The organism is Lunatimonas salinarum (genome assembly GCF_017811155.1).
GTDB lineage: Bacteria > Bacteroidota > Bacteroidia > Cytophagales > Cyclobacteriaceae > Lunatimonas > Lunatimonas salinarum.
Map to the genome: position 1 here is coordinate 1 of NZ_JACVCV010000007.1, position 24,120 is coordinate 24,120.

A 24,120-nucleotide genomic window follows, 5' to 3' on the forward strand; every position below is an offset into this window, starting at 1 on the left:
ACTTCAAACATCATAAATTTTAGCGAGGTGTCAAAACCTCGCTATTGTATTTTTTTCAAGATGACCAAAAACACGCAGTGTTTTTGTCGGATAACAGTAGTTAGGGAATTTTTTAAAGTCTGAAATATTCCTAGTTACCAGAGTAAGTCCATTCACGATTGCCGTAGCAGCAATAATTGCATCAGGTAGCTTGACCTTATTAGCTTTGCGAATTTCGGCAGTTTGTAGTTCGATAGACTGGTCAAGCTCAATCACCAAAACATCAGAGATAAAATTAAAGAGAACTTCTCGGTCCTGCCAATTCGAAGTTTTCCAACATAGTAATTCAATCTCTGTGATGGCAGAGAAACAAGGTGGCTATTCTCTGATGGAGTTGTCAATATTTTTTCTCAGCGGCAGGGGGAAACTGTCGTTGCAAAAAATAAATAGCTGTATTTGTCTCCCAGATATACTTTATTCCCATCCGTTTCTAAGATCATTTAGCTGCTGATCAATGTCATCGACTGGTTGTTTTGACATGGCTCCTTTGTAGCGCTGAATTTGGTGTGGGCCATACTGGGTATCTTCACTACGGACTCGAATAAGTTGTAGAAGTTCCAAGTCTTTGATAAGCTTCAAAGCCTTGTCGTTAATAATGTCTATTGTTATCGTTTTAATCATTATTCCAAAACGAGCTGATTTTACACGCTTAAAGTAAAGATACGCAAAATTATTTGACAAACGTATTTTTGCCTTTGGGGTATCAAAATTTGACAAAAAGCGCATTACATAATCAATTCTAGAAAAAATGGTTTATTCAAAAGAAGGGTGAGAAAATACTCAGGAAGGTTACGTGCAAAAGAGGAAAAAAAGCCGGACAAGTTAGATGTCCGGCTCTTATTTTATTTTGACAGAAACTTATCTACTATCATAGGGGTAATTCCAGAGAAGGAATATCCCCCGTCGTGGAATAAGTTCTGCATGGTCACCATACGGGTATAATCCGAAAACAAGGTGATGATGTACTCAGCGCATGCCTCAGCCGAAGCATTGCCAAGTGGCGACATCATGTCCGCAAAGTCAAAGAAGTCGTCAAACCCATTGATACCGGATCCGGCGGTGGTTTTGGTAGGAGACTGGGAGATAGTATTCACCCTTACCTTTTTCAATTGTCCATACCGCTGTCCGTAATTACGCGCTATGCTTTCCAAGATGGCTTTGGCCTCCGACATGTCGCTGTAAAACGGGAAGGCCCGCTGTGCAGCGATGTAGCTAAGTGCCACCACGGAGCCCCACTCATTGATGAAGTCCTTTTTTTCGGCTACTTGAAGCATCTTGTGAAATGAAAGTGCCGACACGTCATAGGACTTTTGGGCCCATTCATAATTCAAATCTCCGTAGGCCCTTCCCTTTCTGACATTGGGGGACATCCCGATTGAGTGAAGGATGAAATCCACGTTGCCGCCCAAAAACTCTTTGGATTCGTCGTATAGTTTTTCAATATCTTCTACCGAGGTGGCGTCGGCTGGTACTACGATGGTGTCACATGCGGCTGCCAACTCGTTGATGGCTCCCATTCTCATGGCGATAGGCGCATTGGTCAGCACAAAGGTGGCTCCTTGTTCCTTGGCTTTTAGGGCGGTCTGCCAGGCAATGGAGTTTTCGTCCAGTGCACCGGTGATGATGCCTTTTTTTCCCAATAATAAATTTTCAGGCATAATGTCTTGTTACAGTTTGGATGAGCGTTGGTAGTAGGAGCCACAAAACTAAGGAATTTTCATCAATTTCCGCTTATTCTCCTGCGCAGTAGCTGAAATTAGGAAAAAGATTAGCCCGCCAGCAATTCCTTAGCGCTTTCCAGCGCACTGGCAGAGGGATTGGCACCGGCGATCATTTGGGCGATTTCGGTGAGGCGTTCCTCCGGGCTGAGCAGTTTGATTTTGGAAAAGGTCTTCTCCTGACTATTGTCTTTGTATACAAAATAATGGTTTTCTCCTTTTGCGGCGACTTGGGGGAGATGGCTGATGCAGATGACCTGGTGCTTTGTGGCTATCTGCTGCATCATCTTAACGAGTTGCAGGGCGATTTCACCTGAAATACCAGTGTCAATCTCGTCAAAGATTAGTGTGGGAAGAGCCACCTTGTCGGCCATGATGTACTTGACGGCAAACATGAAGCGGGCAAATTCGCCACCGGATGCTACCTGCCCCAGGGGTTGGGTCTTTACACCTTTGTTGGCAGAAAAGTAGATTTCCACGGCATCGATCCCGTTGGTATCAGGGTCGGTCTCTCTACGTTCTATTGACACCTGTGCATTCTCCATACCTAATTGCTGGAGCAATAGCCGCAGGTCCTCTGCAAAGGGAGCCAAGCTGGCTTTTCGCTTTTCTGAGAGTAGAATGGCTTGTTGCATCATCGCTTCCCTGGCCAACTCCAGCTCCTGATTTAGTTGGGCCAACTCCTCCTCTAGGTTATCCAGTTGAAATACCTTTTCGGCGAGCTCATGGGCCAGTTGGATAAGCCCTTCCTCGGTGTCCAATCCGTGTTTCTTCTGTAACTGGTAGATAGCGGTGAGCCGTTCGCGTGTTTGGTCGAGCTTCTCAAAGTCTACCTCTAGGGTGTCGTCTTCCTTGGCCAAGCTATCTTGTATATCCTGGATTTCGACCAGCGCAGAATGGAACCGCTCCTGCAATTCCGAAAAATGCTTGCCGAATGTCCCCAAATCCTGCAAGGCGTGGGCTACCGTTGCCAAGCTCTTCAGGGCGCCGAATTCCTCGTGGTCCAGGAATTGGATGGCCTCATGAATCTTGGCTTTGATCTCTTCGGCATGTTCCAGCAGGGACTGTTGTTCTTCGAGTTCGGCGATTTCGCCTGCCACGAGATTGAGGGCGTCCAATTCCTCCAATTGGAATTTGTTGTAATCTGCCTCCTTCCGCATTTCCAGCCCTTCTTTGGAGCGCCTTTCGTAAGCTTTTTTTGCAGATAGAAATGTCTTGTAGGCTTGTGTATACTGGAGTTGCTCTTTGCTCGTCTGTGCGTAGTTGTCGATCAGCGATAGCTGGTAGCTTGCGGCGCCGAGCAGCAGGGTTTCGTGTTGGGAGTGGATGTCCATCAGCGTTTTGCCCAGTTGTTTGAGAGTCTCCAGGCGAACGGGTGTATCGTTGACAAAAGCCCTGCTTTTTCCGGAAGGGGAAATTTCCCGTCTGATGATACAGGTTTCATCATAATCGAGTTCTTCTTCTTCAAAGAACCACTTGAGCCCGTAAGGTGCCACAAAGAAAGTTCCCTCGATCACGCATTTGGCCTCCTCGTCATACAGGACCTTGGTATCTGCGCGGTTTCCCATCAGCAGCCCTATGGCTCCTAGCATAATGGACTTTCCCGCACCGGTTTCACCAGTGATCATGTTTAGTCCTTTGGAGGGCATCATTTCCAGTTGGCGGATGAGTGCGTAATTGGATATGGTTAAATGCGTCAGCATGTATCGCGTCTGGGTTAGGTTGGGGGCTGGACGTCAGCCTTTCAGGATGTCGTTATACCTTCGGGCATTGTTGGGGTCTACTCTTAAAAGGACTTCCACGGCCTGCTGCCTGATTTCCAATGGTGCATTTTTCAGGACCTTGCTTATTTCGTCGGATTTGGCATCCATAAAACTGATCGTAAGGATACTGTTTGGCTGCACTTGGTTGGCTTCTCCCACTTTCTTGATGGCTTCCAGGATGTTTTTAAAGGCTTCATCGGGGTTGGATATAAGCATATCCATTCCTTTTCGATGATATAGGTAATAGGCGTCCCGTATCGAAACCATCACTTGGGAGGTAAATAGGTCATTGGAAAGCCAATAGCGGTTTCTTCTATCCGATTGGCTTTGGTTCCACCCCGGCCGTGGGGATTGCTGGGCATTGGCTACAATGTTACTGGCGATTTCAAAGTAGGGATTTCCTCCTCGCGGAGCGAAGGAATCGTAATCCAAACCCAGTGCCACGTACGCATAAAATGCCAGCAGCGAGGTGACGTTGTTCAAATAGGAATAGCGGTTGAATTCCATGGGCTGGGATTCCTGGTATTCGAAGGTCCAGTTTCGGTCTGCAAAGTTGAACATCAGGCTTTCGTAGTTGGATCCATATACAGGCCGCACGGTTTGAATCTGAACGGTGGCGACAAAGACGCCTACCTGTGGCATGTCGTTGATGGTGATAAGCAGGTTTCCTTTAATGCGCTCCTCCGGCCTGAATTCATCGTCGGTCCAACTCCGCCCGTTCAGAAATTGCTCAAAGGCGGTCTTCATATTGTCAAAGATATCGGTGTCCTGTGTCCTAGCCCGTTCACTATTGATGGTTACCGTGAAATTCAATTGCTGCGCAGTGAGCTGCCCCAGTGGGGCAAGAATCGCCAAAGTGACTAAAAAGCATGTAACCGCACGTTTTTTCATATCCTTGATAATTAACCTACCTAGATAAGATGGTTCTACCATTTACAGGGTCAGGTGGAACCCATCCCTTTTGTAAGCTGCCGCGGAGAGGCGTGTAGCATATGTAAATTGCAAAGGTAAAGATAACGATAATACGTTTTTAATGCTAGTTTGATTGAGGCCTCAGTTTTTGCGCTATTTCCAGTATCTGCTTGGCGATTTCCGTCTTTGGCAACACATCGGACACTTGTGGGACTTGCCCTGCCACGAGGTATGTGACCTTATTGGTGTCTTTTTGGAAACCGGCACCTTCGTCGCGGAGGGAATTTAGTACTACCATGTCAAATCTCTTACGCTCAAGCTTTTCTAGTGCATAGGTGGTTTCGTTTTCCGTTTCCAAGGCAAAGCCGATATGCAGTTGGCCGGGGCGCTTTCGCATCCCTAGGGTTTGGGCAATGTCGGTGTTTTTCTTCAGTTCTATCCGTAACGAGTCCCCGTCTTTTTTCAGTTTTTGATCCGCCGTTTTTACCGGGCTGTAGTCGGCCACCGCGGCACTGAATACGGCGATATCGCATGCTTCGTGAATTGCGGCTGCAGCCTGAAACATTTCCTCCGCGGATCTCACATGGGTAACATGAATTCGGGGATGCGAGGGGGTGTACGAAGTAGGGCCCAGTACAAGATCAACCTCCGCCCCCTGCATGGCCGCTTGCAGCGCAATGGCGATGCCCATTTTTCCACTGGAGTGGTTGCTGATATACCGCACAGGGTCTATAGCCTCTTGCGTGGGACCGGCGGTGATAAGTACGCGCTTTCCAGCTAGGGGTTCGCGGTTAGACAGGAGATCTGACAGTATTTCGAATAACTCCTCGGGTTCCCGCATCCTTCCTTGTCCGGACAGACCACTTGCCAGCTCTCCCGTGCCCGCATCCAATACGGTGACACCGTGGCTCCTGAGCGTGTCGAGGTTCTGTGTGACGGAGGGGTGGCGGTACATGTCCAGGTCCATGGCGGGTGACACCACGATGGGGCATCTGGCAGAGAGGTAGGTGGCCGTTAGGAGGTTGTCGCTTTGCCCATGAGCCATTTTGGCGAGGGTATTGGCCGTAAGGGGGGCAACAAGCATCAGGTCAGCCCACAATCCAAGCTCCACGTGGTTATGCCACACGCCCGTTTTTTTGTCGTAAAAATCACTGTAAACCGGGCCTTTTGCCAACGTTGCCAGTGTGAGGGGGGTAATAAAGTCAAGAGCAGAAGCGGTCATGACGACTTTTACTTCTGCTCCATGTTTGATCAGCAAACGGATAAGTGTGGCAACCTTGTAGGCGGCGATTCCTCCCGTAATTCCGATCAGGATTTTTTTATGTTGGACTGACATCCCTATTCCTCCGATTCGGGATCTTTTTCGGGGTCGCGGAAAAATACTTTGTCTTCCATAAACTCTTCCATGGCCAGCGAGGTTGGCTTGGGCATACGCTCGTAGAATTTGGAGATCTCGATTTGCTCTTTGTTTTCAAACACTTCTTCCAAATTGTCTACCGTGGAGGCAAACTCAGAGAGTTTATTATTCAGCTCTTCCTTCATGTTGGAAGAGATTTGTTTCGCACGTTGCGAAATGATGTGTATGGACTTGTACAGGTTGCCGGATTTTTCGGCGATCTTGTCCAAGTCTCTGGTAATAATGGATTGATTAGCAGCCATTTTTATAGATTAAGTCAATGTTTAATTTTCAGCATTTTTGAGTGATCCCGCAGCCTCCCGGTTTCGGGCCTCCTCCTCTTCGATCAGCCTACGTGCTTCAGCGGTACGCTGCTCGTAATCTTCCTTCAGTTTGTAGTAGGACTCCAGTTCAGTTTGTGTCTTACTCATCAGGTTGGTTACCTGCTTGCCATAGGAGCTTTCGGGGTATTTTTTGAGGAAATTTTCCCCAAAGGTCATCGTATCTTTTAAGCGCTCTTCTTTTTTACCAAAAACACTGCGTTCCGCATAGGCGAGGGAAACTTCCACCAATTTGAACCCCAGTTCCTCGTTGTACTTGCTGTCCGGATAGGATTTGGCAAAATTCTGGAAATTGATGATACATGCCCGATAGAATTCTCCCGGGAAAAGACCATCGGTGAGCCGGTAATACATCCTAGACTCCTGAAAGGCTTTTTCTTCGAACCGTTTTTGCAGGTCATCAATCATGCCCATCGCGCGCTCGTACGAGTCGGATTCCGGAAATCGGTTCATAAACAACTGTATGGCGTTTACCGCATCCCTGCTGCTTCGTTGGTCCAGGTTATAGTCCGGTGAATCCAGGTACAGGGAGTAAGCGTTCATGAACAGGGCTTCTTCGGCCAGCGGGCTTCTATTGTAGGTGTCAAAGAATGTTTTGAAATACCCTGCCGCCTCAATGTATCTCTTAGTCCGAAAGTGGGAGTAGGCGTAGTTAAATTCCGCCATCTCTGCCTTGCCACTGCCACGTATTACCGGCAGTACCCGGTCGTACAGTATAATGGCCTTGTTGTATTCCTTTTTATCGTAATATCGATTGGCGGCATCGTAAAGTTCATCCCAGTTGGTGCTTTTTTCGAGTTTGTAGAATTCTCCGCAGGAGCTCATCAACACGACTACAGTAAAGACACTTAGGAGGATGTTTAATTGGTTTTTCATAATGAATCGGCAAATATAAGCGTTTATTTACTCGTTATCAAATGGGCGAAGGATTATCCCATTTTCACGGTAGGTTATTTATTGACAAAGAGTTTCTTGGTGACAAGGTTTTTGTTGTCCACGATGATGGTGTAAAAATAAACGCCGGGATTTAGGTCGGTCACGTTGATTTCCAAAGAATACTGCACGGGGTCCAGTCGGAAGTCGTAGATGGGATTACCAATGAAGCTGGTCACCACCACGCGCGCACTTACCGAAGGGTTTTTGATCTTGTAATCCAATTGGGCCACCCGGTTTGTAGGGTTGGGGTATACGCCGCCCAATTCAAAATCCTTGTGTACAAAGGAATCCTCGTTGCTTGCCTCTACGTTATACACTCCTTCGATAATGAAGGAATCCCGTGAATTTTCCGTATTGAAGAAATGCAGGTCAAAGGTTCCCCTTGTAGCAATAATTCCCAAATCAAACTCAATATACAGGTCTGTGAAGATCTCCCCGGGATTCAGTTTTATTTTAATGCGGTGGGGTTCTTTGATGGGATTGTAACAGTTATTATCCAAACAAACTTTCATGGACTGAGAAGACCCGATGTTCCCTTGAGTGAATTTGAGGAAGTATTCTTTTACCTGATCGGAATCGTTTTGGAGGATAAGCGATTTGCGTTGTTTGGTGTTTACTTTGCCAATAAACTCTACCTTTTCGCTTAACACACGTACCTGTCTCGCCGCAGCCCAAGACTGACAAAACAGTAACAGTGTGATCAAAAACGGCAAAAAGGGTTTCATGTAAAGTTTAGTTATAGGCCCTCGGATTTTTAGTTATTTAATGGCAACCATATATACGTATAAAAATACCGAATAGGTTCCAATAATGGAATACCTTTGGGTTAAAAATTGTTAACTTTATTAAAATTTTTTAGGATCATCTTCGTTTGAACATCCTAAAAATTACGGAAAAAGGTAAAATTTTGCCGATCATGTAATCTCTACGTAGGGTCATCCAGTGATTTTTGTATTTCATCATTATCAGGGTAGCTCAACTGAATATCGGGGCGATCAAAGAAATTGAAGGTGTTTTCTTCCCGGATTTTTGGTGTTCGCCAGTCGTTTATAATGGCCATGGATGGGCGTTCTTCCTCGCGCCATAAAAACCCCTTGAGCGCTTTTTGGTCGTCTTTGATCATATGAGGGGGCGTAAATGAGGCTTCGGGTTTTAAGGTGTGTGAAATTTTGGACACTTGGTTGTTGGCAAAATGCATGATGATTCTGCCGCAAAGCAGCTTGTTGATTCCTCGCAGCGTGGTGTCGTTCTCAAGCGCAAAGTAGAGTGATTCTCCATTCCCTTCCACGTCGAGTTTACTCATGTTACCGTCTATAAAAAAACCCGTCATTTTTCGTCCTTTTATCTGATTGTAGTTGGTCACGGTGTCTCTTGTAATCGCAAAGGCATTTCCCCTTAGCAAGGCCCGATCAATGTCTTGATTGGCAATTAGGATCCGTATACTATCTGCGGTGATTTGACTCTTGTTATTCCACATTACAGGATCCCCGAAGAGGTATATAGTGGAGTCGGCATACCGGTAGGACATGGAATCTGAACGTCCCGCCAATTCTGATTTGATCATGCGCATGTTGGGGAAGGCAAGCAAAAACCGTTGGTCAGGATCCTCGCTGTCCTGCGAGATAAGGGTGTCGGCGATCATGTAGAGGGTGTCTTGCTCAAAGTATTTGCGCACCAATGCATTGCCGTAGACCTTTGAGTATTGGCTTTCTTCCCAATATTTGCCCTCTTGGCCAAAGACTTCAATTTCACGTTCCTTATTGTAGATGCTGACGTTTTCGATGGCCTCGTAGTACTGATTTAGTTCATCGTACAGCAATATTTCCCCATAGACCTTGCTGGTTTCGGTTTCTACATCGCCGTCGTAGAACTTAAATAGTTTGTTTTCAGTATCATAGAAGCTTCCACGTTTGGCGTTTAATTTATTCCCTTCGGTGGATTCCACATTGGTGATCCCTTCGGTTTCTGCAATTTTGGTTTCGGTGTAGTAATACAAAATATTGGAGCGCAGATCATAGTCCGGATTGTCCAAAACCACATTATCGGTAAAGGTAATTTTGGCCAATTGGGTTTGGTAGAGTCCTTTTTCGCTGGTAAGTACATTGGTACTGTCCACTACTTTTCCCTTGTTGAAGTAGTTGGCTTCCCCGGAGGTTCGGTCGTAATCTAGAAAATCGGTGTATAGCGTGGTGCCTTCGTTTTTGAAGACGACCGTATTTCGTAACTTGGCCAGTTGGGTATTGCCATCGTACTCGGCATACAAGCTGGTGACGACTATCGGATCCTCCTGGTCTTCTATTTTGACCCTTCCAAAAAGTTTGGCGACGTTTTCTTGGCTGTAAAAATGGGCCGAATCGCAGTAAATAAGGGAGTTTTGATGTTTTAGAATGACATTTTCAAGTAGCCTTTCAAAACCCCTGCCACCCAATAGGCGGGAAGCCTGCCGGATTTCCAGCCTATTATCGCCCGAAGACCCCGACTGGGCATGGGTAATGCCCATCCCTACTCCAAGGAGTAGGCAGAAGAACAGTGGCATTACGAGCGGTTTGTTCATGCTAAAATTTTCAATGTTGCTGCAAAATTAGCAGAAAATGGTATTTTTGGTTTATGTTGGAGCGATTTAAACGCCACGTATTGGAATCTGGTCTGCTGGATTTTAATAAAAACTACCTGTTAGCTATCAGTGCAGGAATCGATAGTGTCGCCTTGGCCCATCTGCTAAGACAGTGCAATGCTTCCTTTGGTCTTATCCATTGTAATTTCAGGTTACGTGGTGCCGATAGTGACGGGGACGAATCCTTTGTTCGCAAATTAGCGGGCGAGTTTGGGATTTCCGTTGAGGTAAAGCATTTTGATGCCTTGGCCTATAAGGAATCCCATGGTGTGTCCACGCAGATGGCGGCTAGAGACTTGCGGTACAATTGGTTTGAAAAGTTGCTTGGGGAGGGCCGGGCCGATGCGATCCTGCTCGCTCACCATGCAGGGGATCAGGTAGAAACCGTGCTTTTGAACCTGCTGCGGGGCACGGGTATTGAGGGAGCTTATGGTATGGCCGACAGGCGAGGGGGATTTATAAGACCCTTATTGCCTTTTTCCCGAGAAGAAATTGCGGATTTTGTCAGAGCGGAGGGAATCGAATGGCGGGAGGATTGCACCAACGAGCAAAGCGATTATAAACGAAATTATCTGCGAAATGAGGTGCTTCCCCTGATAGGTCGTCATTTCTTTGGGGCCTCGGAGGCCCTGATGGGAAGTTTTGCACGGATAAAAGATACCGGGCAGGCCTTTTTTCACCTTTGGGAGGCGTGGAAAACAACGCATATTCGGCAGGAAGAGGGCCTGGAAATGTTGGAGATCTCCCAAATAATTAATTTGCCGGGCCGAAGCTCGATGCTTTACTATTGGCTTCGAAGCTATGGCTTTCATTTTGCGCAGGTCGGGGAAGTTCTGGATGCCATGGATAGGGGGAGCGTAGGGGTTCACTTTGTATCCGGTGACTACCTTTTGAATTTGGATCGGAGCCATTTGTTGCTGGGGTCTATTCCAAAAGAGCTAGAGCCTATTTCGCTGGATAGGCATGAGGTTTACTTTGAGCTGGACGGACGGGGTTATGATGTGCTGACGGTTTCGGCGGAGGGGTTGGTGCTGGATAGGTCGGCTGGGCATGCCATGCTGGACAAGGACTCGCTAAGTTTTCCGCTCACTATCCGATCCTGGCAAGAAGGGGACCGATTTAGACCTTTGGGAATGAAACAATTTAAGAAGGTAAGCGATTTTTTGATAGATTTGAAGGTGCCATTGATCCGTAAGCAGCAGGTCAGGGTATTGTGTTCCGATGGGGAAATCGCTTGGATCATTGGTTACCGAGTGGATGACAGGTTTAAAGTGGGTTCCTATACCCGCAAGGTATTGTATTTAAAAGCGAAGGGCAAGCATGTATAATCCATTTAAGAAAAGTTATTCAGAGTCCGAGCGTCGGCAATTTGAATTTCTGGCTAAGGTAAAGTTTTTTGAGCGGCTTCGTTTTTCGGAGTTGGTTCGGTTGCTGCCCGCTATTCACAAGCGGAAGTACTTGAAAGGCGAAGTGGTATTTTTTAGAAACGACCCCAGTCAGGCCCTGTATATTCTGGAAAAGGGACGTGTCCACCTCAGCATAGATATCAAAGATTCCTTTGAAACCATACTACGGGTCAATTCCGGGGAGGCATTTGGAGAAAACGCGCTATTGGAAGGATCGAAGCGGATTTATACCGCCATTGTGGATTCGGAGGAAGCGTCCCTGTGGGTGATTCCCAATTATGCCATCTTGGAGGTATTCGAAAGCGACCCCAAAATACAGGCAAAGATGATTACTTCCCTTGCGGAGTTTTACAATCGCAATAACATCCGCTTGTTCAATTCCTACCAAAATTCCTACGGCTTCTTTAACCTGGGTCAGATGTTTGAATAATTCAAACCATTGCTTCCTAAAAAGGCTTTTCTTTGATATCTTAGCGGAAATTTTTAAAAACCTAAAAAACATAAACTAAACCGATATATCATGACTAAAGTAACCGTAGTTGGAGCAGGGAACGTGGGTGCTACGTGTGCCGACGTGTTGGCTTACAGGGAAATCGCCGAAAAGATCGTTCTGATCGATATTAAAGAGGGAGTGGCAGAAGGTAAGGCGCTGGATATCTGGCAAAAAGCCCCCATCAACGTATACGACAGCCGTACAGTAGGAAGTACCAATGATTATGCGAAGACTGCGGGGTCAGACGTGGTGGTCATTACTTCAGGTTTACCTAGGAAACCGGGTATGACACGCGATGACCTGATCGAAACCAATGCCGGCATTGTGAAGTCGGTGACTGAAAATGTCGTAAAGCACTCCCCGGATGCCATCATTATTGTAGTTTCTAATCCGTTGGATGTGATGACCTATCAGGCCCACATCACCTCCAAGCTTCCTCGAACCAAAGTAATAGGTATGGCGGGGATCTTGGATACTGCCAGATACCGTGCATTTTTGGCAGAGGCGCTGAACGTGTCTCCAAAGGAAATTCAGGCAATCCTGATGGGAGGGCATGGAGATACCATGGTACCGCTACCGAGATATACCACCGTGGCCGGGATTCCGGTTACCGAACTTATCGATAGTGAAACGCTCAATGCGATCATCGAACGTACCAAGTTTGGAGGCGGAGAATTGGTGAAGCTGATGGGTACATCCGCTTGGTATGCCCCAGGCTCTGCCGCAGCGCAAATGGTAGAGTCTATCATTAAGAATCAGCGGAGGGTGTTCCCGGTGTGTATCAAATTGGATGGCGAGTACGGTATTGATGACTGCTACTTGGGGGTACCGGTGATCCTTGGTAAAAACGGGGTGGAGAAAGTCATTGAACTGGATTTGAATGCGGAGGAAAGGCAATTGCTGGAAGTTTCCCGCTCGCATGTAAAAGAGGTGATGGATGTACTCGATAAAATAGGATCTCACTAATCCCCTTTAAATGTGTGCCCATTAATAAAAAATCCCAATTAACTATTGGGATTTTTTTCGTTATTGGAACTAGCAATAATCATTGACCCCAATTCCTTGACTACCCTAAAGACTTTCCTTGTTTTGTTATTGATCCTGCTGTTCAGTATAGTGGGCTACCTCCTAGTTCGGACGGATGTTTTTTCGACTAAGTTAGACCCATATCGGTTGATTCCGTCGAATAGCATTTGGGTGTATGAAACAAACGAGCCGGTGAAGGCTTGGAATGAATTGGTGTCCCAACCTATATGGAAGGATTTGGCGGAGATTCCAGCGCTCAAGCGTTTGGAAACCCAACTGGTACGGCTAGATAGCCTAGCAGGAAAGAGTGGGGTCTTGGAAAGGACTTGGAGGGGACAGCGGTTTTTGGTATCTCTTCATCCCATAGGAAAAGAAGAGTTTGATTTTTTGTTTGCCATCGCCTACGAGGATGAGCGGGTGCCGGAGCTAATCTCCTCCCTCGAGCGTCACATTGGTGAAGGCAATGGGGCTAAGACCCGCAGTTACAGCGGAGTGATACTGAAGGAGCATAAGCCCGAGTTGGCCACCCGCCCGATCACCTATGGGTTTTATGGCAAGGTATTGGTCGCTAGCTTTACGTCCTTTTTGGTAGAAGATGCGATACGTAGTGCCAAGTCGGACGACATGGCTGATTTTGTAGCGGCATATCCAGGAATGTTTGGGGAGATGGAGCAGCCGAATGGAAGGAATCTTTTGAAGACAGGCTCGGAGGGATGGGGTGAATTACTGCTTGGCTTTTCCTCCAGGTCAGGCAATTCAGTGGTAGACGATCTGGCCAATCTGCCATATGGCGCAGTACTGGAACCGGCTTTCCAGGATGGGACGGTTTCCTTTAGCGGAAGGCTATTTGATTTAAGGACCGGAGGGCCGCCCATGAAACCGGTATCCCGACCGTTGGATCCGGATTTTTTCCATTTTGTGACTAATAGGTCCGCTATATTAAGGGTGATGGACCGTGAAAATGTTCGCTTGGGTTCGCTACCCGCTACCCGCCTAGGGGAAGTTAAAAGTACCGTGTATTCCGATCTGCAGCGGGCGTTTTCAGAAGGTAGTTTTTTAAACGATACAGCTCCCTGGTTGATCTATATGATCATGGAACAGGATGGGGCAGCCAATGCAGACAGGGTTTTGTTGGTGCCCTTGCTGGAAACTGACCAAGCGTGGAGCGGCCTTACTGACTTTGTTCAGCGGGCAAATCAGGATGAGGCTGTGCCGATGGAACGGGATGCCCATCTGGGAAGAGAGATTTACACCATCCATACCGAGCAATTTCCTTTACACTATTACAGCGGAATTTTCGATGGATTTTCGCGGACCTATGTCTCTCAAGTGGACGGGTTCATGGTAATGGCAAGTACGCTCCGAGGCATGAAAGATTATTTGGATGATTTGTACAACGACAACACTTGGGGCAAGTCCCTATCCAAGCGGTCCGCAATCGAACGGTTCAAGGGGGACGTACCGTTTATACAGTGGGTGGATATGCCAAAGTTTTACCGGCAGTTGATCGGGGGCACCAGTCCCGGTTGGAGTTCCCTTTTCCAAAAATATGCGCCTAATTTTGGTACGCTTTCTATGCTGACCGTATCGCTAAAGAGTGCTTCTACCGAGAGTGGTATCCAGGTAGATATAGATTATGGAAATAAGGTAGCGCCCTCTCCTTCGCAACCCCTGTTGGCGCAATCCGGGTCGGTTAATTTTAACTTTCCCTTAGTATATGGTCCCAAGCCGCTCCGTAACTTCACTGACCGTAGTTTGGAACATCTGGTGCAAGATGAGCGTCACACCATCTACCTAATCGGTCCCGACGGTAACTTGGTTTTCTCCCGTCAATTGGCAAATCCGATAAGGGGAGAGGTTTTTCAGATTGATTACTTTAAAAATGAAAAGCTTCAGTTTGTATTTGCCTGTTCAGAAGGTATTTATGGGTTTGACCGGCTTGGAAACCTCCTTCCCAAATACCCACTAAGACTTCCCGAAAATACTAAGATAGCCCACTTCAATCTAGTGGACTATGATGGGAATAAGGAGTATCGGTATTTTGTGGCGAATGAGATGGGTGATTTGTACCTTTTGGACAAAGAGGGCAAGGTGCTTGAGGGATGGAATCCCAAACGTACTACGGGACCCCTCGCTGATAAACCCGCTCATTACCGGGTGCCCGGCTTAGGTGACCTCATGGTCTCTTTACACAATAATGGCAATCTGGAAATTTTCAACCGGCGGGGAGAATCCCGATTAGGGCAGTCGATCAGATTAGGGAATGGGGTTACTACTTCGATTGGTGTTACCGACCTGGGCGGATCGGCTTCTCAGCTTGTTACGGTAAACGATGCTGGGGAGGTGGTAGGCGTAAATTTCAAGGGGGAGCTCACCTACCGAAGCCAACTATTTAGGCCGGATCGGGAAACCCGCTTCCACATTGTCAACAATCAAGAAAGGGACGACTTTTTGATTGTACTACATGAGTTCAACAAGGTATCTGTGCTGAATGCGAAAGAGTCTCCCTTATTCGAACACGCCATCCTGTCAGATGACCTTTTATTTCAATGGTTCTCCTTCGGTTATGAGAAGGAAGTATTCGTAATAGTAGATCGTATACAGGAATTTGTTTATTTACTAGATCTAAATGGCAAATTGCTGAGCAAGAAGCCTATGGAAGGGGGAGGGCTGATTTCCATCACCTATGCGGCTGCTAGAAATGAATACCTCATTGCCACTGCATATCAAAACCAACTAAGAGAGTACAGGCTTCCCTTATAGCGCAAGTCGTTGGGCTTCCTTTTTTATTTTGGCTATATTTGTGGGTTTATTGCAATTCATTGAGTTTTCAAAGGAGCGTCTCGATGGAGACGGTCCCAAACAAAATAGGAAGTTATGCGTAAGACGGTAGCGTTTTTTTTAGGGTTGATTTGGGGAGCACAGGTTTTTCCTGCCCAAGTATATGCGCAGGTATTTGATGCCCAAATACCCTTGGTCATCGACTCAACGGATTATAATAACCTGAGCAGCCCCTACCACACGACGTTGACATTTTTCTATAATTTGCAGGAAGATTCTTTTGATCCCGTTTTGGCGGGAAAGGCACTAAATCTATCCGAAAACCCCAAGGCCAACGTTTCTGACTTGGCGATAAAGCTGAAGCAGGTATTTGATGGAAAAGGCATTTTTGTGAAAATTGGTGAGGTGCCAATAGACCGAAACTACACCGATTCCCTGAGGAATAATCAGCAGCGGTACTTTTTTGATGAACAACGTTTACCCGGTGTTTTTTTGGAAAAAATCGGAAACCAATGGCTTTTTTCAAGTTTTACTGTCAGCCAAATCAAAGAACTTCATACCCAGACCTATCCCTTTGGTACCGCAAGGTTGTTAAACTTACTGCCTAAAATAGGAAACGATTTTTATTTTGGATTGCATCTATGGCAATTGGTTGGCTTATTTGTATTGATCCTCATGATCGTGGTAAGCCACAAAGTGTTTACCGTGGTGGTAGATCGTGGATTTTACTACATCCTGATCCGTGCGGGTTATGGGAAAATCGCCCAGAAGTACCTTCTTCCGGTGGCACGGGTAGTTAGTATCTACTTGATTGTATTGCTTCTAGCTATTTTTATCCGTGTGCTGCAGTTGCCGATTGGAGTGGTTTCGTGGGTCGTCGTGTTGCTAAATGCCCTAAAGCCGCTGCTCATCACCATTATTTTCTACAAACTGGCCAATCTGCTGTCTTCCTATTTGGAAAGTATGGCATCCAAGACAGCATCAACCTTGGATGATCAATTGGTGCCTTTGGTTAGGAAGACGTTGAAGACATTTATCATCGTTATTGGTACGCTGTTTATCCTCAAGGATGGGCTACAGTTGGATATTGTGCCGTTTTTAACCGGTCTTTCCATTGGAGGCCTTGCATTTGCTCTGGCCGCTCAGGACACCATTAAGAATTTTTTCGGGTCGGTGATGATTTTTATAGATAAGCCGTTTCAGGTAGGAGACTGGATTACGAGCGGGGATGTCGATGGGACGGTGGAGGAAGTGGGTTTCCGATCCACCCGTGTGAGAACCTTCCGGAATTCTTTGGTCTATATACCTAATGGAAAGATCGCTGATGCCACTATCGATAACCATGGGCTTAGGAAATACCGAAGATTTTACACCCAAATAACCATCACCTATGACACACCGCCTGAACTGATAGAAGTGTTCGTAGAAGGTCTAAAGGAGCTGGTAAGACGCCATCCTAGTACCCGAAAGGATTACTACAACATTTATCTCAATAACCTTTCGGCTTACAGCTTGGACATCATGTTTTATGTATTTTTCGAAGTACCCTCCTGGCCGGAAGAGCTAAAGGCGAGGGAAGATTTATTGCTAGGAGCAATCAAACTAGCCAATGACCTGGGGGTGAGGTTTGCCTTTCCTACGCAAACACTTCACATGGAGACCTTTCCCGAGAAACGAGGGCTTAATCCGATCTACGAAGACGGCAGAGAGCATTACCAGAAGCGATTGGAGCAATTTATTGCAAAGGAATCCAATGCTACGGCCAAAGACTAACCCGATCGAAGGGTTAAAAATACCCCTAAGAAATCGACTATCAATTAGAACCACATAAAAAAAAGCATCCATTTAGGGATGCTTTCTTTAGAGGTCGAGAGCGGATTCGAACCGCTGTACAAGGTTTTGCAGACCTCTGCCTAGCCACTCGGCCACTCGACCCTGTGAAACGGGAATGCAAATGTAGCGAGAAAGAACTTGGATGTCAACTAAGGTACTCGATTTTTTAGGAAATTAAAAATCAACGCCTCCCGCCCACCTGCTTATATCACCGAAATCCACCTCATAATGTGAATTCGTAAGAATCGGATCATCTAATTAACGAATTGTGTTTATTTATATTTATTCTAAATAATAAAAGTATTTCTTAAGCTGTGTTTAATAAATTGAAAAACAATACCTTAACGGAAAATTTTAGAGAATGTCCAAAATTCGGTAGTTCAAATTGTTGAGTTTGAAAAATAGAAGTTGGGTAGTACATTTGTGGGGAATTTTGAAGTGCTTGAAAAAAATTGGAAAAACTAAATAAAATTATGTCTATCAAACGCTCATTCTTAGGGGTTCCTATTCATCTAGGTGCTTTATTGTTGGCGCTGTTCTTGTTTTCCGGAATGGAAAGCCACGCCGCTCACCCCGACGTACCGGACAGTGAAGATGCCATCAAGGCGGGTGAGGCCATTTTCAATGCCAACTGTAAAACCTGTCACAAGCTTGATCAACGCTACACAGGTCCTGCCTTAAGGGGGGTGACTGATCGCAGGACAATAGATTGGGCTAAGAATTTTATTCTAAACTCACAGGCTTTGATTCAGAGCGGTGATGCGCAGGCGGTAGCACTTTTTAAAGAGTATAATAATATTGTGATGCCGGCACACGACTTTTTAAGCGATGGAGACCTGACCAATTTGCTTTCCTACATCGAATATGGCGGGAAGGAGGAAGCCGCTGTTGATGCCGTGGCAGGCGCCGAAGGTGCAGCAGGTGCAGCGGGAGGGATTCCAAGTGAGTACTTGGGCATCATTCTAGGTGTTTTAATAGTGGTTTTGCTCCTTATCTTGGTGGTTCTCGCCTTGATCGTCTCCGTATTGACCAAGTACTTGAATACCAGTGATAAGGTATCTGTTGAGGACAAAGAATTTATAAACCAAAAAGGCAGCATCAAAAAAGTGCTGACCAGTGACATGCTGATAGTCATTGTTACTACCATTGTGATGGCATTGGTAGTGAAAACAGCAATAGACGGGCTATACGGGATTGGCATACAACAGGGATATGCGCCTGCACAGCCTATAGCTTATTCCCATGAACTGCACGCAGGCCAGTATGAAATACCTTGTCAGTACTGTCATACCGGTGTTGAAATAGGCAAGTCTGCCAACATCCCTTCTGCCAACATTTGTATGAATTGCCATATGCATATTCAGAATGTAGGTGGAAAGGAAGGGGTTTCTCCAGAGATTGCCAAGCTGTATGATGCCTACGACAATAATAAGCCCATCGAATGGGTCAGAATTCACAATTTGCCCGATTTGGCGTATTTTAACCACTCCCAGCACGTGAAAGTAGGCGGCATTGAATGTCAAACCTGCCACGGCCCCATAGAGGAGATGGAGGTAGTGTATCAGCACAGTGCGTTAACCATGGGATGGTGTATCGATTGCCATCGCAATACCGAAATCAATGCCCAGGGTAATGAATATTACGACAAGCTAGTTCAGCTGCATTCCGAGTCCAAAGATGCCTTAAAGGTAAAGGATATTGGAGGGTTGGAATGTGCTAAGTGTCACTATTAAAATGAATCTTTACGAAAATCTTTTCTAAAAGAAATGAAAGATACTAAAAAGACATACTGGAAAGGGTTGGAGCAACTAACCAATGATCCCGAGTTTGTGAAAAATGCAGATAGGGAGTTTCCCGAAAACCTTCCTTTGCACAAATCCAATGAAGACGGCACGCCATCCCGTAGAGACTTTTTGAAACTCATGGGTTTTAGTGTTGCAGCGGCATCTTTGGCTGCTTGCGAGGCACCTGTAAGAAAAGCCATTCCTTATGTGAACAAGCCTGTTGATCTAGATCCTTCGGTTCCAAACTTTTATGCCACCAGTTTCGCTTCGGGTGGAGATTATGCGTCGGTGGTCGTGAAAACCAGAGAAGGACGTCCGATCAAAGTGGATGGAAACGAACTCTCCTCTATTACGCAAGGCGGTACGAATGCCATCGTGGAGGCATCTGTTCTTTCCTTGTATGATAAGCAACGCTATACGGCGCCTATGATCGGTGGACAGCCATCCGATTGGGCAACATTAGATTCTGAGCTAGGAAGTAAGTTTAGAAGTGCGGGCTCTATAAAGATAGTAACCAATACCATCCTTTCTCCTTCCACCGAAAGAGCAATCGCTGCATTTTCCGAAGCCATGGGTGACGTAGAAGTGATAACCTACGACCCAATTTCCAACTACGGGATTACCAAAGCCAGTGAGGCGTATTATGGTGTAAAAGCTTTGCCTTCCTACCATTTCGACAACGCCAAGGTTATCGTCAGTTTTGGGGCTGATTTTTTGGGTACATGGATTTCGCCCATTGAGTTTACAAAGCAGTATAGCAAAGGGAGAAAAATCTCCAAGGGTAATGCGACGATGTCCCGTCATTTCCAATTTGAGTCTAATCTTTCACTTACCGGGGCCAATGCGGATTATCGTACACCTATCAGGCCTTCTCAGAGTGGTTTAGCCGTTTTGGCGCTTTATAATTTGATTGCGAAAAAAGCAGGTGCTGCTTCCGTAGCTGGTACAGCAGTTGATATAGCCCATTTGGCAAAGGCGGCCGAGGAGCTTTGGGCTAACAGAGGAAGCTCAATAGTCGTATCAGGGTCAAACGATCCGAACGTACAAGTCATTATCCATGCGATCAATGAGCTGCTTGGTAATAACGGAAGTACAGTGAACTTTGCGAAGGCGGCCCATTTTAGAAAAGGGGATGATGCACAAATGAGCAAGTTTGTAGCAGACCTCGCTGGAGGCAAAGTTGGAGGGGTCATATTCTACAATTGTAACCCGGTATACGATGCGGCGCAAGGTGCTGCCTTGGCAGACGCCATCGGTAAAGCAAAGGTATCAGTGGCTACGAGTGAAGCTAAAAATGAAACGTCTACGTTGGTGCAGTATGTGGCGCCGGATCATCATTACTTGGAAAGCTGGAATGATTACAATCCGAAGGTAGGGGAATATAGCTTGGCACAGCCAACTATCTCGCCACTTTTTAATACCCGGCAGGCGCAGGAGAGTTTTCTAAAATGGTCCGGAAGTAGCAGCAGCTACTATGACTTTATCCGGTCAAACTGGAACGAGCAGTTTTTCGCAAATCAAGAGGAATCAGCTGATTTCCAGCAGTTCTGGGATACCTGCCTACACAATGGCGTTTTTGTAGTACCCATAGAGGCTTCAGAAGCCGTAGCTCCCGTAGGAGGTATAGAAAGTGCAGTTGCTGCGATAGGAAGAACCTACAAGGCGGATAATGCCGGTGTAGAACTAGCGATTTATTCAAAAGTGGGTATCGGTTCAGGGGTGTTTGCAAATAACCCTTGGCTACAGGAGATGCCCGATCCAATCTCCAAAGCGACTTGGGACAACTATTTGACGGTTTCCCAACGTTGGGCAAATGAGAATGGACTCAAGATGTTTGAGGGGGGGACTAAGACTGCCAATCTTACCGTGAACGGTATCACAGTCACCGTTCCCGTGTTGGTGCAACCTGGTCAGGCTGATGGAACTGTTGGTTTGGCGCTTGGATATGGCCGCACAATAGCTGGTAGGGTTGCCGAAGGTGTGGGAGTCAACGCTTACCCATTTCTTCAAACAGCGCAAGGCTTCGTCAATTATGACATTACAGAAGGCGTGAGCATAGAACTTACCTCGGAAAGCTATCGGATTGCCCAAACCCAAACCCATCAAACTTATATGGGAAGGGAGTTTGTAATTCAGGAAGCTACCCTTGGGGAATATCAGCAGGATCCCAGTGCAGGCCGATATAAGCCTGAAATCTACAAAGAGGGAGAGTTTGTAAAACCTTCTAAGATTTCCCTTTGGTCTGGACACAAGTACAGCCAACATCACTGGGGTTTAGCCATTGACATGAACTCTTGTACAGGTTGTGGCGCGTGCACGGTTGCCTGTCAGGTGGAAAATAACGTAGCCGTTGTAGGTAAGCAGGAAGTGCTTAACCGCCGTGAGATGGCTTGGATTCGAATTGATCGATATTACAGCTCTCCACAAGGGGCTACAGAGAATAAGGAATTGGAACAGGCGGCGGATAATCCGGAAGTGACTTTCCAGCCGATGATGTGTCAGCACTGTAATAATGCTCCTTGTGAGACTGTTTGCCCGGTAGTGGCTACAACCCACAGTTCAGAGGGTCTCAACCAAATGACCTATAACCGGTGTATTGGTACCCGTTATTGCGCCAATAACTGTCCATACAAAGTACGTCGGTTCAATTGGTTCAAATACCATGACAATAAAGACTTTGCGGGTGTGAACACCGCTCAGAACGATGATTTGGGCAAAATGGTCCTTAACCCTGACGTGACTGTTAGAGCTCGAGGCGTGATGGAGAAATGTTCCATGTGCGTACAGCGAATACAAGCAGGCAAGCTAGCAGCTAAGAAGGAGCGTCGTAAGATACAGGATGGAGAGATCAATGTTGCCTGTGCCGTTGCCTGTCCATCGGAGGCCTTGGTGTTTGGTGATATGAATGACCCGCAATCAAGGGTTTCCAAATTGCTCAAGATTCAAGAGAATACAGATTCAGCGATCAAAGAGGTCAATGAGGAGCGCGCTTATCACGTGTTGGAGGAGATTAACGTTAGCCCTAACGTTTGGTACTTCACCAAAATTAGAAACAAGGACAAAAACGAAGCTTAAATCATTAATAACTTAGATATGCAGGTTACTTCATCCGTACGAGAGCCGCTGGTTACCGGTGGTAAGACTTACAAGGACGTTACCAATGACGTTGCCCGGCAAGTGGAGGGAAAGCCCACGGTTGGTTGGCTCCTAGGCTTGGCTGTTGCAGTTGGTACGCTTTTGCTTGGTTCCTTGGCACTTGTCGCCACCCTTTGGGAAGGGATTGGTATGTGGGGTTTAAACAAGACAGTAGGTTGGGCGTGGGACATCACCAACTTTGTGTGGTGGGTAGGTATTGGTCACGCGGGAACCCTTATTTCGGCGGTGCTGCTGTTGTTCCGCCAAAAGTGGAGAACATCCATCAATCGAGCCGCGGAAGCTATGACGATTTTCGCCGTAATATGTGCCGCGCTTTTCCCGTTGATTCACATGGGTAGGCCTTGGATTGGGGCTATCTGGGCATTGCCATTGCCGAACACCTATGGGTCACTTTGGGTAAACTTCAACTCTCCGTTGCTTTGGGACGTGTTTGCAATTTCAACTTATTTTTCAGTCTCCCTTGTTTTCTGGTACATCGGTCTAATCCCTGATTTTGCTACTATCCGAGATCGTGCCACGGGAATCCGAAAAGCGATTTACGGCGCCCTGAGCTTTGGCTGGGATGGTGCCGCGAAAACTTGGATGCGGTATGAATCTGTTTCGTTGATCCTTGCTGGTTTGGCTACTCCACTCGTGCTTTCGGTACACACCATTGTATCCTTTGACTTTGCCACATCGGTAATCCCTGGATGGCACACGACAATTTTCCCGCCTTACTTCGTTGCTGGTGCGATTTTTTCCGGATTTGCGATGGTGTTGACGCTTATGCTCGTTACTAGAAAGGTATTCAAGTTGGAGGACTACATTACGATTACCCACATTGAACTGATGAATATTGTAATCATCATCACTGGTTCCATTGTAGGTATCGCCTATATCACGGAGTTTTTCATCGCATGGTATTCCGGCGTAGCGGCGGAGCAATATGCATTCGTCAATCGGATGTTTGGCCCTTATTGGTGGGCGTACTGGTCCATGATGACCTGTAATGTGATTTCCCCTCAGCTTTTTTGGTTCAAAAAAATTAGAACCTCCATTGCTGCCACATTCATCCTTTCTATTGTGGTGAATATTGGGATGTGGTTTGAACGCTTTGTGATTATCGTTACCTCCCTGCACAGAGACTTTCTTCCGTCTTCTTGGGTGATGTTTTATCCGACGATCACCGATGTAGGGGTTTACATGTTCACTTTTGGGTTGTTCTTCACGTGTTTCTTGTTGTTTGCGAAGTTCTTCCCTGTTATTAACATGGCAGAAGTTAAATCGGTATTGAAGTCTTCATCAGAAAAAGTAACTAAATAATCATGGAACGAGATAAAAACTTTGTACTTGGAATATTTGATGATGAGGACGTTCTTCTTCATGCTGTAAAGCAAGTTAGAGGTAGTGGCGTGAGGATTCATGAAGTATACTCCCCTTATCCGGTTCACGGATTGGATGAGGAACTAGGCTATCGAAGAAGTCGTCTGCCGATTGCGGCGTTTTTGTTTGGAATGCTTGGAACGACGCTGGCACTTACCATGCAGTTTTATATGATGAAATTTGATTGGCCCATGATTATTGGAGGTAAAAATTTCGCATCTCTTCCTACCTTTATCCCTGTTACCTTTGAGATGACGGTGTTGTTAGCGGCCTTTGGTATGGTGGGCGTTTTCATGGTTACGAGTAATTTAAAACCTTGGGGCAAGCCACGGATTTTTGATTTGAGGAGTACCGATGATAAGCACGTCATGGCGATTGATTTGGCAATGAATGGAAGTCTTCAGCAGGAAGCCATCGTAGAGGTGCTTAAAACTGCCGGTGCTACCGAGGTTAATAATAAAAGTTTTGAATAGGTAATTTATGAAAGATGGAATTGAGCATACGATAATCACCTAACTCTGGGTTACCATCAATCATGCGAGATTTCATTTGTTCGGTGA

Annotated in this window: 19 protein-coding genes and 1 tRNA gene; 9 read left to right on the plus strand and 11 right to left on the minus strand. The window is 46.3% G+C overall.

Features of this window, described 5'->3' with window-relative positions:
* Positions 1-30 precede the first annotated feature (30 nt).
* The 10 genes from IAQ59_RS22750 to IAQ59_RS09870 all read right to left on the minus strand — a co-directional run bounded on the left by IAQ59_RS22750 (position 31) and on the right by IAQ59_RS09870 (position 9,659).
* Positions 31-339 (minus strand): type II toxin-antitoxin system VapC family toxin, encoded by a 309-nt coding sequence (locus tag IAQ59_RS22750; RefSeq protein ID WP_209330850.1) that lies wholly within the window; start codon positions 337-339, stop codon positions 31-33.
* A gap of 114 nt (positions 340-453) precedes the next feature.
* A complete protein-coding gene (locus IAQ59_RS09830; RefSeq protein WP_209330636.1) occupies positions 454-618 on the minus strand; it encodes a hypothetical protein in 165 nt (54 codons plus the stop codon).
* Between the two features lie 263 nt (positions 619-881).
* Complete coding sequence (locus tag IAQ59_RS09835) at positions 882-1,697, minus strand: enoyl-ACP reductase FabI (protein ID WP_209330637.1); 816 nt, start codon at positions 1,695-1,697, stop codon at positions 882-884.
* 110 nt (positions 1,698-1,807) lie between these two features.
* Positions 1,808-3,460 (minus strand): DNA repair protein RecN, encoded by a 1,653-nt coding sequence (gene recN / locus IAQ59_RS09840; protein WP_209330638.1) that lies wholly within the window; start codon positions 3,458-3,460, stop codon positions 1,808-1,810.
* 33 nt (positions 3,461-3,493) lie between these two features.
* Positions 3,494-4,411 (minus strand): type IX secretion system protein PorD, encoded by a 918-nt coding sequence (gene porD, locus IAQ59_RS09845; protein ID WP_245189532.1) that lies wholly within the window; start codon positions 4,409-4,411, stop codon positions 3,494-3,496.
* 145 nt (positions 4,412-4,556) lie between these two features.
* Positions 4,557-5,768, minus strand: coding sequence for a bifunctional phosphopantothenoylcysteine decarboxylase/phosphopantothenate--cysteine ligase CoaBC (gene coaBC, locus IAQ59_RS09850; protein WP_209330639.1), 1,212 nt, complete (start codon positions 5,766-5,768; stop codon positions 4,557-4,559).
* Positions 5,769-5,770: 2 nt separating this feature from the next.
* Positions 5,771-6,091: a DNA-directed RNA polymerase subunit omega gene (locus IAQ59_RS09855; RefSeq protein WP_209330640.1), complete on the minus strand. Its 321-nt coding sequence runs from the start codon at positions 6,089-6,091 to the stop codon at positions 5,771-5,773.
* Between the two features lie 21 nt (positions 6,092-6,112).
* Positions 6,113-7,045 (minus strand): outer membrane protein assembly factor BamD, encoded by a 933-nt coding sequence (locus IAQ59_RS09860; RefSeq protein ID WP_209330641.1) that lies wholly within the window; start codon positions 7,043-7,045, stop codon positions 6,113-6,115.
* Positions 7,046-7,119: 74 nt separating this feature from the next.
* A complete protein-coding gene (locus IAQ59_RS09865; protein ID WP_209330642.1) occupies positions 7,120-7,830 on the minus strand; it encodes a T9SS type A sorting domain-containing protein in 711 nt (236 codons plus the stop codon).
* 200 nt (positions 7,831-8,030) lie between these two features.
* On the minus strand, positions 8,031-9,659 hold the full coding sequence (locus IAQ59_RS09870) for an OstA-like protein (protein ID WP_209330643.1): 1,629 nt from the start codon (positions 9,657-9,659) through the stop codon (positions 8,031-8,033).
* A 53-nt stretch (positions 9,660-9,712) separates the two neighbouring features.
* Between IAQ59_RS09870 and tilS the strand changes: the two genes are divergently transcribed.
* The 5 genes from tilS to IAQ59_RS09895 all read left to right on the plus strand — a co-directional run bounded on the left by tilS (position 9,713) and on the right by IAQ59_RS09895 (position 17,198).
* Entirely contained in the window at positions 9,713-11,047 is a 1,335-nt protein-coding gene (gene tilS, locus IAQ59_RS09875) for a tRNA lysidine(34) synthetase TilS (protein ID WP_209330644.1), read from the plus strand.
* Positions 11,040-11,555, plus strand: coding sequence for a Crp/Fnr family transcriptional regulator (locus IAQ59_RS09880; RefSeq protein ID WP_209330645.1), 516 nt, complete (start codon positions 11,040-11,042; stop codon positions 11,553-11,555). Before tilS ends, IAQ59_RS09880 begins: the two co-directional genes overlap by 8 nt.
* A 90-nt stretch (positions 11,556-11,645) precedes the next feature.
* Positions 11,646-12,584 (plus strand): malate dehydrogenase, encoded by a 939-nt coding sequence (mdh, locus tag IAQ59_RS09885; protein WP_209330646.1) that lies wholly within the window; start codon positions 11,646-11,648, stop codon positions 12,582-12,584.
* A gap of 63 nt (positions 12,585-12,647) precedes the next feature.
* The gene (locus IAQ59_RS09890; protein WP_209330647.1) at positions 12,648-15,407 is read left to right on the plus strand and encodes a hypothetical protein; all 2,760 of its coding nucleotides are present in this window, start codon (positions 12,648-12,650) and stop codon (positions 15,405-15,407) included.
* Between the two features lie 114 nt (positions 15,408-15,521).
* On the plus strand, positions 15,522-17,198 hold the full coding sequence (locus IAQ59_RS09895; protein WP_209330648.1) for a mechanosensitive ion channel family protein: 1,677 nt from the start codon (positions 15,522-15,524) through the stop codon (positions 17,196-17,198).
* A 91-nt stretch (positions 17,199-17,289) separates the two neighbouring features.
* Here IAQ59_RS09895 and IAQ59_RS09900 read toward each other — a convergent pair.
* A tRNA-Cys gene (locus tag IAQ59_RS09900) sits at positions 17,290-17,360 on the minus strand.
* A gap of 371 nt (positions 17,361-17,731) precedes the next feature.
* On the opposite strand from IAQ59_RS09900, the gene IAQ59_RS09905 reads away from it, so the two are divergent.
* From IAQ59_RS09905 to IAQ59_RS09920, 4 genes are read left to right on the plus strand one after another with little or no spacing between them, the layout of a single operon-like run.
* Positions 17,732-18,991, plus strand: a complete 1,260-nt coding sequence (locus IAQ59_RS09905) for a c-type cytochrome (RefSeq protein ID WP_209330649.1) — start codon at positions 17,732-17,734, stop codon at positions 18,989-18,991.
* A 33-nt stretch (positions 18,992-19,024) separates the two neighbouring features.
* The gene (locus IAQ59_RS09910) at positions 19,025-22,117 is read left to right on the plus strand and encodes a TAT-variant-translocated molybdopterin oxidoreductase (RefSeq protein ID WP_209330650.1); all 3,093 of its coding nucleotides are present in this window, start codon (positions 19,025-19,027) and stop codon (positions 22,115-22,117) included.
* An 18-nt stretch (positions 22,118-22,135) separates the two neighbouring features.
* Entirely contained in the window at positions 22,136-23,500 is a 1,365-nt protein-coding gene (gene nrfD, locus IAQ59_RS09915; RefSeq protein WP_209330651.1) for an NrfD/PsrC family molybdoenzyme membrane anchor subunit, read from the plus strand.
* A 2-nt stretch (positions 23,501-23,502) separates the two neighbouring features.
* Positions 23,503-24,033: a DUF3341 domain-containing protein gene (locus IAQ59_RS09920; protein ID WP_209330652.1), complete on the plus strand. Its 531-nt coding sequence runs from the start codon at positions 23,503-23,505 to the stop codon at positions 24,031-24,033.
* The last annotated feature ends 87 nt before the right edge of the window (positions 24,034-24,120 follow it).

Excerpts from the sequence above, each read along its gene's own strand:
- IAQ59_RS09835 (WP_209330637.1), bottom strand. The coding sequence starts at position 1,697 with ATGCCTGAAAATTTATTATTGGGAAAAAAAGGCATCATCACCGGTGCA.
- recN (WP_209330638.1), bottom strand. The coding sequence starts at position 3,460 with ATGCTGACGCATTTAACCATATCCAATTACGCACTCATCCGCCAACTG.
- porD (WP_245189532.1), bottom strand. The coding sequence starts at position 4,411 with ATGAAAAAACGTGCGGTTACATGCTTTTTAGTCACTTTGGCGATTCTT.
- coaBC (WP_209330639.1), bottom strand. The coding sequence starts at position 5,768 with ATGTCAGTCCAACATAAAAAAATCCTGATCGGAATTACGGGAGGAATC.
- IAQ59_RS09855 (WP_209330640.1), bottom strand. The coding sequence starts at position 6,091 with ATGGCTGCTAATCAATCCATTATTACCAGAGACTTGGACAAGATCGCC.
- IAQ59_RS09860 (WP_209330641.1), bottom strand. The coding sequence starts at position 7,045 with ATGAAAAACCAATTAAACATCCTCCTAAGTGTCTTTACTGTAGTCGTG.
- IAQ59_RS09865 (WP_209330642.1), bottom strand. The coding sequence starts at position 7,830 with ATGAAACCCTTTTTGCCGTTTTTGATCACACTGTTACTGTTTTGTCAG.
- IAQ59_RS09870 (WP_209330643.1), bottom strand. The coding sequence starts at position 9,659 with ATGAACAAACCGCTCGTAATGCCACTGTTCTTCTGCCTACTCCTTGGA.
- tilS (WP_209330644.1), top strand. The coding sequence starts at position 9,713 with ATGTTGGAGCGATTTAAACGCCACGTATTGGAATCTGGTCTGCTGGAT.
- IAQ59_RS09880 (WP_209330645.1), top strand. The coding sequence starts at position 11,040 with ATGTATAATCCATTTAAGAAAAGTTATTCAGAGTCCGAGCGTCGGCAA.
- mdh (WP_209330646.1), top strand. The coding sequence starts at position 11,646 with ATGACTAAAGTAACCGTAGTTGGAGCAGGGAACGTGGGTGCTACGTGT.
- IAQ59_RS09895 (WP_209330648.1), top strand. The coding sequence starts at position 15,522 with ATGCGTAAGACGGTAGCGTTTTTTTTAGGGTTGATTTGGGGAGCACAG.
- IAQ59_RS09905 (WP_209330649.1), top strand. The coding sequence starts at position 17,732 with ATGTCTATCAAACGCTCATTCTTAGGGGTTCCTATTCATCTAGGTGCT.
- IAQ59_RS09910 (WP_209330650.1), top strand. The coding sequence starts at position 19,025 with ATGAAAGATACTAAAAAGACATACTGGAAAGGGTTGGAGCAACTAACC.
- nrfD (WP_209330651.1), top strand. The coding sequence starts at position 22,136 with ATGCAGGTTACTTCATCCGTACGAGAGCCGCTGGTTACCGGTGGTAAG.
- IAQ59_RS09920 (WP_209330652.1), top strand. The coding sequence starts at position 23,503 with ATGGAACGAGATAAAAACTTTGTACTTGGAATATTTGATGATGAGGAC.